The organism is Paralimibaculum aggregatum (assembly GCF_030270585.1).
In the GTDB taxonomy this organism is placed as follows: domain Bacteria; phylum Pseudomonadota; class Alphaproteobacteria; order Rhodobacterales; family Rhodobacteraceae; genus Thermohalobaculum; species Thermohalobaculum aggregatum.
Window position 1 is genome coordinate 176081 of sequence record NZ_BSYI01000003.1, and the last position, 11895, is coordinate 187975.

14 protein-coding genes and 1 tRNA gene are annotated in these 11895 nt (G+C 71.0%); 7 read left to right on the forward strand and 8 right to left on the reverse strand.

All coding sequences use genetic code 11. The annotated features are described in order from the left end of the window. Positions 1 to 35: 35 nt before the first annotated feature. The 6 genes from cobT to QSJ97_RS03040 form a co-directional block, all read right to left on the reverse strand. A complete protein-coding gene (gene cobT, locus QSJ97_RS03015) occupies positions 36 to 1931 on the reverse strand; it encodes a cobaltochelatase subunit CobT (RefSeq protein ID WP_285670060.1) in 1896 nt (631 codons plus the stop codon). Then, on the reverse strand, positions 1928 to 2434 hold the full coding sequence (locus QSJ97_RS03020) for a hypothetical protein (protein WP_285670061.1): 507 nt from the start codon (positions 2432 to 2434) through the stop codon (positions 1928 to 1930). The genes cobT and QSJ97_RS03020 overlap by 4 nt, the downstream gene beginning before the upstream one ends. A 120-nt stretch (positions 2435 to 2554) precedes the next feature. After that, the gene (locus QSJ97_RS03025) at positions 2555 to 3115 is read right to left on the reverse strand and encodes a thermonuclease family protein (RefSeq protein WP_285670062.1); all 561 of its coding nucleotides are present in this window, start codon (positions 3113 to 3115) and stop codon (positions 2555 to 2557) included. Continuing rightward, a complete protein-coding gene (locus QSJ97_RS03030; RefSeq protein ID WP_285670063.1) occupies positions 3112 to 3510 on the reverse strand; it encodes a VOC family protein in 399 nt (132 codons plus the stop codon). The genes QSJ97_RS03025 and QSJ97_RS03030 overlap by 4 nt, the downstream gene beginning before the upstream one ends. A gap of 172 nt (positions 3511 to 3682) precedes the next feature. Then, positions 3683 to 4669, reverse strand: coding sequence for a cobaltochelatase subunit CobS (gene cobS, locus QSJ97_RS03035; protein ID WP_285670064.1), 987 nt, complete (start codon positions 4667 to 4669; stop codon positions 3683 to 3685). A 134-nt stretch (positions 4670 to 4803) separates the two neighbouring features. Continuing rightward, positions 4804 to 5475, reverse strand: a complete 672-nt coding sequence (locus QSJ97_RS03040; protein ID WP_285670065.1) for a J domain-containing protein — start codon at positions 5473 to 5475, stop codon at positions 4804 to 4806. A gap of 128 nt (positions 5476 to 5603) precedes the next feature. Here QSJ97_RS03040 and QSJ97_RS03045 point away from each other — a divergent pair, with 128 nt between their 5' ends. Both QSJ97_RS03045 and QSJ97_RS03050 read left to right on the forward strand, forming a co-directional pair. Then, positions 5604 to 5870 carry a BolA family protein gene (locus QSJ97_RS03045; RefSeq protein WP_285670066.1) on the forward strand — a complete coding sequence of 89 codons (267 nt, stop codon included), beginning with the start codon at positions 5604 to 5606 and terminating at the stop codon, positions 5868 to 5870. Next, entirely contained in the window at positions 5867 to 6115 is a 249-nt protein-coding gene (locus QSJ97_RS03050; RefSeq protein WP_285670067.1) for a hypothetical protein, read from the forward strand. The genes QSJ97_RS03045 and QSJ97_RS03050 overlap by 4 nt, the downstream gene beginning before the upstream one ends. A gap of 135 nt (positions 6116 to 6250) precedes the next feature. Here the strand turns inward: QSJ97_RS03050 and gatB are convergent, their stop codons facing one another. Continuing rightward, on the reverse strand, positions 6251 to 7765 hold the full coding sequence (gene gatB, locus QSJ97_RS03055) for an Asp-tRNA(Asn)/Glu-tRNA(Gln) amidotransferase subunit GatB (RefSeq protein WP_285670068.1): 1515 nt from the start codon (positions 7763 to 7765) through the stop codon (positions 6251 to 6253). Between the two features lie 195 nt (positions 7766 to 7960). Between gatB and QSJ97_RS03060 the strand changes: the two genes are divergently transcribed. The 3 genes from QSJ97_RS03060 to QSJ97_RS03070 all read left to right on the forward strand — a co-directional run bounded on the left by QSJ97_RS03060 (position 7961) and on the right by QSJ97_RS03070 (position 10222). Then, a complete protein-coding gene (locus QSJ97_RS03060; protein WP_285670069.1) occupies positions 7961 to 8644 on the forward strand; it encodes a hypothetical protein in 684 nt (227 codons plus the stop codon). A gap of 183 nt (positions 8645 to 8827) precedes the next feature. After that, positions 8828 to 9124: a hypothetical protein gene (locus tag QSJ97_RS03065; RefSeq protein ID WP_285670070.1), complete on the forward strand. Its 297-nt coding sequence runs from the start codon at positions 8828 to 8830 to the stop codon at positions 9122 to 9124. 135 nt (positions 9125 to 9259) lie between these two features. Continuing rightward, positions 9260 to 10222, forward strand: a complete 963-nt coding sequence (locus QSJ97_RS03070) for a DMT family transporter (RefSeq protein ID WP_285670071.1) — start codon at positions 9260 to 9262, stop codon at positions 10220 to 10222. Here QSJ97_RS03070 and QSJ97_RS03075 read toward each other — a convergent pair. Continuing rightward, positions 10155 to 10991: a TerC family protein gene (locus QSJ97_RS03075; RefSeq protein WP_285670072.1), complete on the reverse strand. Its 837-nt coding sequence runs from the start codon at positions 10989 to 10991 to the stop codon at positions 10155 to 10157. The two genes, QSJ97_RS03070 and QSJ97_RS03075, sit on opposite strands and share 68 nt — an antisense overlap. Positions 10992 to 11102: 111 nt before the next feature. Here QSJ97_RS03075 and QSJ97_RS03080 point away from each other — a divergent pair, with 111 nt between their 5' ends. Next, complete coding sequence (locus QSJ97_RS03080; RefSeq protein ID WP_285670073.1) at positions 11103 to 11531, forward strand: DUF488 domain-containing protein; 429 nt, start codon at positions 11103 to 11105, stop codon at positions 11529 to 11531. Between the two features lie 142 nt (positions 11532 to 11673). Further along, positions 11674 to 11750, forward strand: a tRNA-Arg gene (locus QSJ97_RS03085). The last annotated feature ends 145 nt before the right edge of the window (positions 11751 to 11895 follow it).

Here is an 11895-nt window from a genome sequence, read left to right on the forward strand (position 1 = left end):
GGGCCACGCCGCCGGCGCGGCCCTTCGGCGCGGTGTCAGGCGGCCCGGCCCCGATGGCCGCGCTGCCCCTTGGTCTCGGCCCTCGCGCGGGCCTTCGGGTCGGCGTCGAAGAGCGCTGCGAGCTGTTCGGTGACGGCGCCCGCGAGCTGGTCGGCATCGGTGATCGTCACCGCCCGCTCGTAGTAGCGCGTCACGTCGTGGCCGATGCCGATGGCCAGGAGCTCCACCGCCCGGCGCCGTTCGATCATCGAGATCACCTCGCGCAGATGGTGCTCGAGATAGTTCGACGGGTTCACGGAGAGCGTCGAATCATCCACCGGCGCACCGTCGGAGATCACCATCAGGATGCGCCGCTGTTCCGGCCGCCCGACCAGCCGGCGATGCGCCCATTCCAGCGCCTCGCCGTCGATGTTCTCCTTCAGCAGCCCCTCGCGCATCATCAGCCCGAGATTGCGCCGCGCCCGCCGCCAGGGGGCGTCTGCCGCCTTGTAGACGATGTGGCGCAGGTCGTTCAGCCGGCCCGGGCCGGCCGGGCGGCCATCGGCGAGCCAGCGCTCGCGGCTCTCGCCGCCCTTCCAGGCCCGCGTGGTGAAGCCGAGGATCTCGACCTTGACCTGGCAGCGCTCGAGCACCCGGGCCAGCACGTCGGCGGTGATCGCGGCGATGGAGATCGGCCGGCCGCGCATCGAGCCGGAGTTGTCGAGCAGCAGCGAGACCACGGTGTCGCGGAACTCGGTCTGCTTCTCCACCTTGAAGGAGAGCGGCGTGGTGGGGTTGGCGACAACGCGGGCGAGCCGGCCGGCATCGAGCAGCCCTTCCTCGCGGTCGAACTCCCAGGAGCGGTTCTGCCGCGCCTGGAGCCGGCGCTGCAGCCGGTTGGCGAGGCGGTTCACCGCGCCCTTCAGCGGCTCGAGCTGCTTGTCGAGATAGGCGCGCAGGCGCTCGAGCTCGGCCTCGTCGGCCAGCTCCTCGGCGGTGACGACCTCGTCGAACTCGGCGGTGAAGACCTGGTAGTTCGGATCCGCCTCGGAGGGCGGTGCCGGCATGTGATCCGGCGGCGGCAGCCCGTCGTCGGCATCGAGCGCGTCGGTCTCCTCGGCATCGTCGTCCGATTCGTCCGGCACCAGATCCATCTTCGCGCTTTCGGCATCCTCCGAGCGCATGTCGTCCGGCGCCATCTCCTGCTCGTCGTCCTCTTCCGAGCCGGACTGGTCGCCGTCGGTCTGCTCCTCGGTCTGGTCCTCCTCGGACTCCTGTTCGAGATCTTCCTCGGACTCGCCCTCGGGATCCTCGCCGAGCTGGTCGCCATAGCCCAGCTCCTCGATCATCGCGCGGGCGCGCCGGGCGAAGGCGGCCTGGTCCTCGAGCCCCTCGCCGATGTTCTCGAGGCTGTGCGTCAGGTGCTCGTCGAAATGCTTCTGCCAGAGGCCGAGCAGGTGCTCGCAGTCCTTCGGCAGCGCGCGCCCGGTGATCTCCTTGCGCAGCAGCAGCCCGGCGGCCTCGGCCATCGGTGCGCTCTCGGTGGAGGTCATCGCCTCCCAGCCCTGGCGCTTGGCGGTATGGGCAAGGCGGGCATCGATGTTGTCGGCCACGCCCGGCATGGCGCGGGCGCCGATCGCCTCGCAGCGGGCGCTCTCCAGCGCGTCGAAGAGCGCGCGGGCCATCTCGCCCTGCGGCGCGAACCTGGCGTGGGTGGCGTCGGAGTGGAACCGGTCGCGCAGCGCATAGCCATCGGCGGTGCCGCGCGCCAGCATGATCTCCTCGCGGTTCAGGCGGCGCGAGACCTGCGGCAGGCGCACGCCCGAATTGGTCCGGCCCGAGGGGTCGGAGGAATAGCTGACCTCGAGCTCCGCCTCGCCGGCGAGCGCGCGGGTCGCCTCGGCCAGCGCCTTCTTGAAGGGATCGGCAGGGTTCTCGAGCTTCTTGTTCATGGCGTTACCGGCAGGTTCAGGGTGATGTCGCGGCAGGTCCTGAGATCGGCGGAGAAGATCCCGCTGGCGGCGTTGGAGAGCGTGTCCGCCGCCGCCTTCTCGTAGATGCCGCGATAGAACGGCAGGGAGGCGTCGATGCGGTTCTCGAGGCCGGGATAGACCGCGCCCTCGGCGCGCAGCCCCTCGAAGGCCGCGGCGCGCACATCGCCGCAGAAGGCGTGGCTTTCGTCACGGCAGATGTTCTCGACCTCGGCGATTCGCAGGGCGAGGCAGCGCGGCACCAGAACCTCCGTGGTCCAGGCCATCGAGGGCGCGTCATTGGCGCCGCGGCCCGCGTCCGGCACCCTGGCGATCGGCAGCGGCAGCGCCTCTGCGCTCATCGCCGAGGCCGGCGCCGGAACGATGCCGGCAGCGCCCAGCGCCGCACAGGCCGCGAGTGCGGCGACAAAGCTCCGGAGCGCGGATTTCGGTGCGGCGGCGCGCATGTCGTCGGTCCTGATCACATGATCCTCGTCTGCTGTCGTCCTGCCGCGCCCGGGCCTCATACCGAGAGATAGGGCGGGGCCGGCGGCTTGTCTCTAGGGCTTTTCCCCGCGCCGGGCAAATCCCGGCAAAGGGCCGGCTTACTTGCGCGTCGCGCGGGCCTTCGCGGCGGCGATGCGGGCGCACCAGTCGATCCGCCTGCCGCCGGCATAGGGCACCGCCAGCCCAGCTGCCACCATGCGCTCGGCCACGTCCTCGCCGTCGAGCGCGAGGCGCAGGAGCGGGCGGCCATAGCGGTCGCGCCCGGTGACCTCGCCCTGCACCCGCTCGGCCTCGAGCAGCCATTCCGAGAGCCGGATCGCCGCATCGAGCCCCAGCGCCTTCTCCTCGGCGCAGCCGGGATCGGTGGTCTCGGGCGTGTCGTAGCCGACCAGGCGGACATTCATCTCCTCGCCCCCGGCGCAGCCGAAGCGCAGCGTGTCGCCGTCCACCACGCGGAGCACGCGGCAGCCCGCGAGCTGGTCCTCGCCCGGCGGCAGCGCGGCCTGCGGGCGGGGCACCGGCGCCGGCGCCTCGGCCGCGCTCCGCTCGCCCCGGGCGGCCTCGGCGCGCGGAACCGGCGCGGGGGCGGTGCCCGGCGCCTCGGCGCAGGCGAGCAGCGGCGAGAGCGCGGCCAGCGCCGCCAGCGCCCGGCGTCTCACGCCTCCGCCGCCTCGGGCAGGCGCTGCGCGATCCACCAGAGATTGCCCGCCATGTCGTAGATGCCGGCCGCGCGGTCGCCGTAGAACTGGTCGGCCGGCGCCATCATCTCGCGCCCGCCGGCGGCGATGGCGCGCAGGAAGCTCGCGGTGCAGTCCTCGACATAGAGATGCAGCATCGCGGTCATCCGCTGCTGCGGGTCCGGCGGGCAGCCGAGCAGCACCACGCTGTCGCCGATCCGGAGCGCCAGATGCAGCAGCCGCCCGTCATCCTCGGCATAGACCGGCCCTGCGACCGTCTCGGCATCGAAGACCTCGCGCGCGAAGGCGGCCACGGCCTCGGCCTCCGGCACGGCGAGATAGGGGCTGAGGGTGCGGTAGGGGCGGGGCGCTGGCATGGGCGGCTCCTCGGTCGTCAGAGTGAGGGGGCGTCGCGGCGATCGAAGCGGGCAGGGGCCGTGGCCTTGCGGCGGCAGCGCCGGGCTGCCGCGGCGTTTCCCGCGCATGGCCCGGCCTGCTTCGCGCCGCCCGCCCCGGGGTGCCGGCGCCGCCCCGGGCGGCGCGCAGGCGTCAGCCGAGGCTGACCGAGACGGCGCTCTCCGGCAGCTCCTCGCCGAAGCATTTCTGGTAGAGCTCGGCCACCAGCTTGCGCTCCAGCTCGTCGCACTTGTTCAGGAAGGTCAGGCGGAAGGCAAAGCCGAGGTCGCGGCCGAAGATCTCCGCGTTCTGCGCCCAGGCGATCACCGTCCGCGGCGACATCACGGTGGAGAGATCGCCGTTCTTGAACGCCTCGCGGGTGAGATCCGCCACGGTGACCATGCGCTTGACGATGTCCTCGCGGCCACCCTGGTATTCCGGGCACTTGGCCAGAACGATGTCGGTCTCGGCCTGGTGCGGCAGGTAGTTGAGGGTGGTGACGATCGACCAGCGGTCCATCTGCCCCTGGTTGATCTGCTGCGTGCCGTGATAGAGGCCGGTGGTGTCGCCGAGGCCGACCGTGTTGGCGGTGGCGAACAGCCGGAACGACGGGTGCGGGTGGATCACCTGGTTCTGATCGAGCAGGGTCAGCTTGCCGTCGGTCTCGAGCACGCGCTGGATCACGAACATCACGTCCGGGCGGCCGGCATCGTATTCGTCGAACACGATCGCGGTCGGCGTGCGCAGCGCCCAGGGCAGGATGCCCTCCTGGAACTCGGTGACCTGGACGCCGTCGCGCAGCTTGATCGCGTCCTTGCCGATCAGGTCGATCCGGGAGATGTGGCTGTCGAGGTTGACGCGCACGCAGGCCCAGTTGAGCCGCGCCGCGATCTGCTCGATATGCGTCGATTTCCCGGTGCCGTGATAGCCTTGGATCATCACGCGCCGGTTGTGCGCGAAGCCGGCGAGGATTGCGAGTGTGGTGTCGCGGTCGAATCGATAGGCCTCGTCGATCGCCGGCACCCGGTCGGTGGGCTCGGCGAAGCCTCTGATCTTCATATCCGCATCAATGCCGAAGGTCTCGCGGACATCGAGCTCGACGCTCGGGATCTCGGCGGGATTGACGCTCCCATCGGGCATGTCGGTCTCCTTAGCCTCTCTGGCGCACCCGTGTGAAGGATAGACAGCGCATTGGCAAGGGCAAGCATGCGCCCGGGGCTGTCCAGTCGCCTGCCGGAAACTGGCCGGATCGGCAGCCTGGCAGGGTGCGGGGGTCAGTCGGTGAAATTCGGGCTCCGGCGCAGGATATCCCAGGCCTTGAGCACGCGGGCGAGGCGCTCCGGGTCCGGGTTCTCGCCGCCGTTCATGTCGGGGTGCAGGTCCTTCACGAGCCCGCGATAGGCGGCGCGCACCGCGGCCCGCTCGGCCACCTGATGCGGCACGCCGAGGGTGTCGAGCGCGCGCTGCTCCTCGCGGCTGAGGCGGCGGCGCGGGCGGGTCGGGTCGGCCTCCGCCTGCGGCCCGGGGCTGATCGTGGCGGCGGCGCCGAGCACGTCCATCGGGTCGGATATGCCGAAGCGCGCCCAGGCCCGGCCCGGCTCGTGCGCGGCGGTGCCGCCCTCGCGCGCGCCCTGGCCCAGCGTCCAGGTCGGCCGCTCCCAGGTGGTGGCGCCGCGCAGGATCTGGTCCACCTCGTCGTCGCTGCGATTGGCGAAGAAGTTCCACGAGGCGTTGTAGTCGCGCACATGCTCGAGGCAGAACCAGCGGAACTCGTTGAGCCGGTCCGGCGCGGCGGGGGCGCGGTACTGCGCCGTGCGGTCGCAGCCGGGGTTCTCGCAGACCCGCTCGGAGGTCTCGAAGGCGCCGGACATGCCGCGCGTGCGCATGCGCCGCCGCTTGTCGGCGGCCACCGAAACGTCGTAGTCGAATGGCGAACGGCGGGCCATCCCGTCTTCCTTCGGCTGTCCTGTGTCTGTCCTTCGGCAGGCGGATGCGGCACGATGCGTCTCCGGCACCGGATCAACATACCCTTCCCGCGCCGCAATTCGATATCTTGACAGGGAAAAAAGCGCTCATGTCGGTAACCGAAACCATCGAGACCAAGCTTCGCGCCGCCTTTGCCCCGGCGGAGATGGAGCTCGTCGACGAGAGCGACCGCCATCGCGGCCATTCCGGCTATCGCGAGGGCGGCGAGAGCCATTTCCGCCTGCGCATGGTCTCCGAGGCCTTCGCCGGGCAGAGCCGGGTGGAGCGCCAGCGCGCGGTCAACCGGGTGCTCGCCGAGGAGCTGGCCGAGCGGGTGCATGCGCTGGCGATGTCGCTGAAGGCGCCGGGGGAATGAGCCGGCGCGCCGTCCTTGCGCTGGCGCTGCTGCCGCTCGCGCCTTCGGGCTGCGTGGTGGCGACGGTGGTCGGCACGGCGGTGGAGGTGACGGCGACGGTGGTCGAGACGACGGTGGAGGTCGGCGCGGCGGTGGTCACCGCGCCGGTGCGCATCGTCGGTGCGGTGATCCCCGATGACGACGATGACGACGATGCGCCGCGCCGCGAGGCCGCCCGGCGCGAGCCCGAGCCGGCGGACGACTGAGGCCCGCCACCCCGGCCGCGGGCTGTACGCGCCCGGGCGCGGCGCCGCCGGTGGGGGGCGAGGCGGGGGCGGCAAGCCCGGGTCGGGCGAGGCATTGCCGGGGCGGGCGGCGCCCGGAGGCGCCCCGCCCGCGCCTCACTCCACCCCGAGCTTGGCCTTCACCAGCTTCTGCACCGCCTGCGGGTTGGCCTTGCCGCCGGTCGCCTTCATCACCTGCCCGACGAACCAGCCGGCCAGCGAGGGCTTGGCCTTGGCCTGCTCCACCTTGTCCGGGTTGGCGGCGATCACCGCGTCGACCGCGGCCTCGATGGCGCCGGTGTCGGTGACCTGCTTCATGCCGCGAGCCTCGACGATCTCCGCCGGGTCGCCGCCCTCATTGTAGACGATCTCGAAGAGGTCCTTGGCGATCTTGCCGGAGATGTCGCCCTTGGCGATCAGGTCGAGAATGCCGCCGAGCTGCGCCGCCGAGACCGGGCTCTCCGCGATGCCGTGGCCCTCCTTGTTGAGCCGGCCGAAGAGCTCGTTGATCACCCAGTTGGCCGCCGCCTTGCCGTCGCGCCCCTCGGCCACCGCCTCGAAGAAGTCGGCATTGGCGCGCTCGGCCACCAGCACGCCGGCATCGTATTCGGTGATGCCGTAGCTCGCCACCAGCCGCGCCTTCTTCTCGTCCGGCAGCTCCGGCAGCCCGGCGGCGATCTCGTCCACCAGCTCCTGCCCGAACTCGAGCGGCAGCAGGTCGGGATCGGGGAAATAGCGGTAGTCATGCGCCTCCTCCTTGGAGCGCATCGACCGCGTCTCGCCCTTGGTCGGGTTGTAGAGCCGGGTCTCCTGGTCGATCGTGCCGCCATCCTCGAGGATCGCGATCTGGCGGCGCGCCTCGTACTCGATCGCCTGGATGATGAAGCGCATCGAGTTCATGTTCTTGATCTCGCAGCGCGTGCCGAGATGGGAGAAATCCCCGGTCTCGCGGAACTTCTCGTAGGCGCCGCGCCGGCAGACCGAGACGTTGACATCGGCCCGTAGCGAGCCCTCCTGCATGTTGCCGTCGCAGGTGCCGAGATAGCGCAGGATCTGGCGCAGCTTGCGCACGTATTCCGCCGCCTCCTCCGGCCCGCGGATGTCCGGCCGGCTGACGATCTCCATCAGCGCCACGCCGGTGCGGTTGAGATCGACGAAGGAGAGCGCCGGGTCCATGTCGTGGATCGACTTGCCGGCATCCTGCTCGAGATGGATGCGCTCGATGCGCACGCGGCGCGCGACGCCCGGCTCCATGTCCACCAGCACCTCGCCCTCGCCGACGATGGGGTGCTTGAACTGGCTGATCTGGTAGCCCTGCGGCAGGTCGGGGTAGAAGTAGTTCTTCCGGTCGAAGACCGAGCGCAGGTTGATCTCCGCCTTCAGCCCGAGGCCGGTGCGGATCGCCTGCTCGACGCAGCCGCGGTTGATCACCGGCAGCATCCCCGGCATCGCCGCATCCACCAGGCTGACCTGGGTGTTCGGCTCGGCGCCGAAGGCGGTCGAGGCGCCGGAGAACAGCTTCGCCGCGGATGCGACCTGGGCATGGACCTCCATGCCGATGACGATTTCCCAGTCCTCCTTGACGCCGGCGATCGTCTTCGGCGTGGGCTCGCGGTAGCTCAGTCCGGTCATGGGTGCCTCGGCTCTTCGGGTCTCTTCAACGTCCCAGCTTCTAGAAATCCCGCTGCCCGCAGGCAAGGGCCGGTCGCCGGTCATCGCGTGCATTACGTTGACGTAATTGCCTGTGTGCCGGAACCTCGGGACAGGACCACGACTCTGTTTCGACCCTCGGGAGACCCGGGAATCCAAGGAAGACAGGAGGAGACGATGACCAATCTGCAGGCTGGCGGGATCGCGATGATGGCGGCCGCAACCCTTGCCCTCGGCGCCGAGCGCGGCGCGGCGGCGACCTTCGATCTCACCGGTGCGGGGCCGGACATGGCGACGCTGGTGCTGAGCGTCGACGGCATCGGCCTCACGATCTCGCCGGCGGGCAGCACCGGCACGCCGTCGATCACCCAGAACGCCGGAGGCATCGGCGTGATCGGCACGGCGGGGGCGATGATCACCGACGGCGTGGCCGAGATCGACAGCCGGCTCACGGTGCTCGGCTTCAGCTACGGCAACGATGTCATCCTCACCTTCGACCAGGTGGTGGAGCTCGACCTGCTCTCCTTCGGCAATTTCGAGGATGGCGACGATTTCGGGCTGGTCGTCGACGGCAACACCCTGTTCGGCGCCAATGCCGTCTCGCAGGCGGATCTCGGGGTCGACGACATGCTCGAGCTCGCCGCCGAGCTGACCCTCGCCGAGCGGACCGGCACCGTGTTCCGGCTCAACACCGCCGTGGTCGACGGCGGCCCCTTCGGCACGGACGACGTCGACAGCTTCCTGCTTTCCGAGGTCACCGTGACCGCGTCCAGCTCGGAGATCCCGGTGCCGCCGGCGCTGCCGCTGATGCTCGGCGCGCTGGCGCTGCTCGGATACCGCGCGCGGGGGCGCCGCAGCTAGGCCGCGCGCCGGGGCACCGCGCCCGGGCGGCCCCCCCGGCCGGAGCGGCGCGGTCGCCGCCGCGCCGGCCGATACACGCGCGCGCCAATTGAAACGCGGGCCGAAATCAAGCGGATACAGGGGCTGCCCATCTGCCTCGTCGCGGCAGGCAAGGCCGCGAGCACAGAGGCAATGGAGAAAGACATGCCCGTATACATCAAGTTCGACGGCGTCGAGGGCGAGAGCCGGGCCGCCAGCACCCCGAAGCTGCAGGAGGCCTGTGCCGACGGCACCTTCATGGCCGGCGACGACGGCTTCGCCTTCGCTCCGGTCGAGGCGCCCATGCAGACCCGCGAGTCGCTCGAGGCGGCGGGTCTCGAGGTGGTGGTTGCGGCCGCCACCACCGAGTCGCTGCCGGCAGAGGACCTGCAGCTCAACTACATCGAGATCGTGTTCGATCATTCCGTCGAGGGCGGCGCGACCGACGCCATCATCGGCTGACCGCACGACCGTCCACGACAGGGCTGTCCACGACAGGGCTGTCCACGACACGACCGCCCGCGCAGGAAACGGGCGGACACCGTCGCCCACCCCGGCTATCCCTCCTTCCGGCAATGCAGGGCACGGGAGGCAGGGATGGCCGGACAGGGCATGACGAGCGGCGTGGGGGCAATGCTGCTCGCGCTCTCGCTCCTCTGGGGCGGGTCCTTCCTCTTCGTCGGCATCGCGGTGGCGGAGCTGCCACCCTTCACCATCGTCGCGCTGCGCGTCGGGCTCGCCGCGCTCGCCCTCTGGGCGGTGCTGGCGCTGACCGGCGCGCGCGTGCCGCGGAGCGCGCGCATCTGGGCGGCCTTCCTCGCCATGGGATGCCTGAACAACGCGATCCCGTTCAGCCTGATCGTCTGGGGGCAGACGCAGATCGCCTCCGGCCTTGCCGCCATCCTCAACGCGACGACACCGATCTTCACCGTGCTGCTGGCGCACTGGCTGACGGCGGACGAGCGGCTCACGGGGGCGAAGCTCGCCGGTGTCGGGCTCGGGCTCGCCGGGGTCGCGGTGATGGTCGGGCTCGATGCGCTGGAGGGGCTGGGCGCGGCGGTGCCGGCGCAGCTCGCGGTGCTGGCGGCGGCGCTCTCCTATGCCGCGGCGGGGATCTTCGGCCGGCGGTTCCGTGCCATGGGGGTGAGCCCGCTGACCACCGCGGCGGGGCAGGTGACCGGCTCGGCGCTGCTGATCCTGCCGCTGGCGCTGTGGCTCGAGCGGCCCTGGGCGCTCGCGGCGCCCTCTGCCGGCACCTGGGCCGCGGTGGCGGCGCTCGCGCTCCTCTCCACGGCGCTCGCCTATCTGCTCTATTTCCGCATCCTTGCCGCGGCGGGCGCGACGGTGCTGCTGCTCGTCACCTTCCTGATCCCGCCATCGGCCATCGCCATGGGCTGGCTGGTGCTGGACGAGCGGCTGGAGCCCCGCCACGCCGCGGGGCTCGCGCTGATCCTCGCCGGCCTCGCCGCCATCGACGGCCGGGCGGCGCGGCTCATTCGGCGGGGGAAGCGCCCGCCGCCGCCTTCGCCGCGACCTGCTCGGCGGCCTCCCGCTCCCTGAGGCGGGCGAGCTTCTTCTGGTAGCCGGTCTGCAGGATGTCCACCGCCACCAGCACCGCGATCGAGAAGTAGAAGGTCGCCTTCGACATCGGCTCCACCGCATAGCCGAAGAGATGCAGGTGCGGCTCCGCGGCATGGCCCGATTCGCCGAGCAGCACGACGCCGACGATCAACAGGATGAAGAGCCCGAGCACCTCGTATTTGCGATTGTTGCGGATGAAGCTCGAGACCGTGTCGGCCAGCAGCAGCATGCCGACACCCGAGGCGATGATCGCGATCGCCAGCAGCGGGAAGAGATCGGTGATCGCCAGCGCCGAGAGGATCGAATCGAACGAGAAGATCAGGTTCATCAGCACGATCATCGCGATCACCGCGGTGGCCGATTTCGGCTCGCGGCCCTCGGTGTGCTCGGGGTCCTCGATCTTCAGCAGGTGGTTGATCTCCTTCACCGCGGTATACATCAGGAAGGCGCCGCCGAAGACGAAGATCACGGTGGAGAAGTTGACCCCGCCCTCGATGATGCCCGGAATCGCGAACACGTAGAAGGGCTCGGCCAGCGCCTCGATCAGCTGGATCATCGCGAACAGCAGCACGATGCGCAGGCCGATCGCGATCAGGATGCCGGTGCGGCGCACGCGGGCCTGGTCGGCCGCCGGTGCGCGCTGGCTCTCGATGCTGATATAGAGCAGGTTGTCGAAGCCGAGAACGGCCTGCAGGAAGATCAGGACGCCGAGATTGAGGAGGCTCGTGAGGGTGAACAGCTCGTCCATGGCGGGCTCCTTTGCCGGGGTTGCCGTGGCTCTGCGCCGGGGCGCGGGGCGGTCCGAAAGCTCGGGGGCGTTCTACCGGTGCCGCGGGGTCCGCTCAAGGAAGGAAAGCCCATGATCGCAACCATCGGCTATGCGAAGGCAACCCAGGACGCGCTGATCGCGCGGCTGCAGGGGGCCGGAATCGGGCGGCTCGTCGATGTGCGCGCGGTGGCCGCCTCGCGCCGGGCCGGCTTCTCCAAGCGGGTGCTGGCGGCGAGCCTCGGGGAAGCCGGGATCGACTATGTGCATCTGCGGGGGCTCGGCACCCCGAAGCCCGGGCGCGACGCGGCGCGCAAGGGCCGGGTGGACGAGATGCGGGCGATCTTCGCCGCGCATCTCGAGACGCCGGAGGCGCAGGACGACTGGGCAAGGCTGCTCGCGCTGGTCGAGGAGGGGCCGCTGGCGCTCCTCTGCTACTGCGAGCATGCCGCCGGCTGCCACCGCCGCGTGCTCAGCGAACGGCTCGAGGCGGAGACGGGCCGCGGCTGGACGGATCTCTGATCCCCGCCCCCCTGTCCCGCAGCCGGAGCGGGGCGCGCCCGCCCGCCCACCCCGCGCCCCGCTCCGGCCGCGGGACAGGGGGGCGGAACCGGCCGCCGCGCCGCGTTGCGCCCCGCCTGCGGCGAGGGTAAGGAGGGCGCATGGCCCCGTAGCTCAACTGGATAGAGCACCGGACTTCTAATCCGACGGCTGCAGGTTCGAGTCCTGCCGGGGTCGCCAGTGCTGCCGCGCCAGCGCGGCGTCCGGCCGGCATGCCGGCCCGTTTCCTCGGCTGACCGACACCGCGCGCCCCGCCGCCGCCGGGTGTTCTCCGATGGCCCGGCGCCGGTGCCGCCATGCCCGGCCGGAGGGCCGCGTGCATTGC

Coding starts and splice junctions, on each gene's coding strand:
- QSJ97_RS03045 (WP_285670066.1), top strand. CDS start 5,604: ATGTCGGTAACCGAAACCATCGAGACCAAGCTTCGCGCCGCCTTTGCC.
- QSJ97_RS03030 (WP_285670063.1), bottom strand. CDS start 3,510: ATGCCAGCGCCCCGCCCCTACCGCACCCTCAGCCCCTATCTCGCCGTG.
- QSJ97_RS03060 (WP_285670069.1), top strand. CDS start 7,961: ATGACCAATCTGCAGGCTGGCGGGATCGCGATGATGGCGGCCGCAACC.
- cobS (WP_285670064.1), bottom strand. CDS start 4,669: ATGCCCGATGGGAGCGTCAATCCCGCCGAGATCCCGAGCGTCGAGCTC.
- QSJ97_RS03070 (WP_285670071.1), top strand. CDS start 9,260: ATGGCCGGACAGGGCATGACGAGCGGCGTGGGGGCAATGCTGCTCGCG.
- QSJ97_RS03080 (WP_285670073.1), top strand. CDS start 11,103: ATGATCGCAACCATCGGCTATGCGAAGGCAACCCAGGACGCGCTGATC.
- QSJ97_RS03075 (WP_285670072.1), bottom strand. CDS start 10,991: ATGGACGAGCTGTTCACCCTCACGAGCCTCCTCAATCTCGGCGTCCTG.
- QSJ97_RS03050 (WP_285670067.1), top strand. CDS start 5,867: ATGAGCCGGCGCGCCGTCCTTGCGCTGGCGCTGCTGCCGCTCGCGCCT.
- gatB (WP_285670068.1), bottom strand. CDS start 7,765: ATGACCGGACTGAGCTACCGCGAGCCCACGCCGAAGACGATCGCCGGC.
- QSJ97_RS03065 (WP_285670070.1), top strand. CDS start 8,828: ATGCCCGTATACATCAAGTTCGACGGCGTCGAGGGCGAGAGCCGGGCC.
- cobT (WP_285670060.1), bottom strand. CDS start 1,931: ATGAACAAGAAGCTCGAGAACCCTGCCGATCCCTTCAAGAAGGCGCTG.
- QSJ97_RS03040 (WP_285670065.1), bottom strand. CDS start 5,475: ATGGCCCGCCGTTCGCCATTCGACTACGACGTTTCGGTGGCCGCCGAC.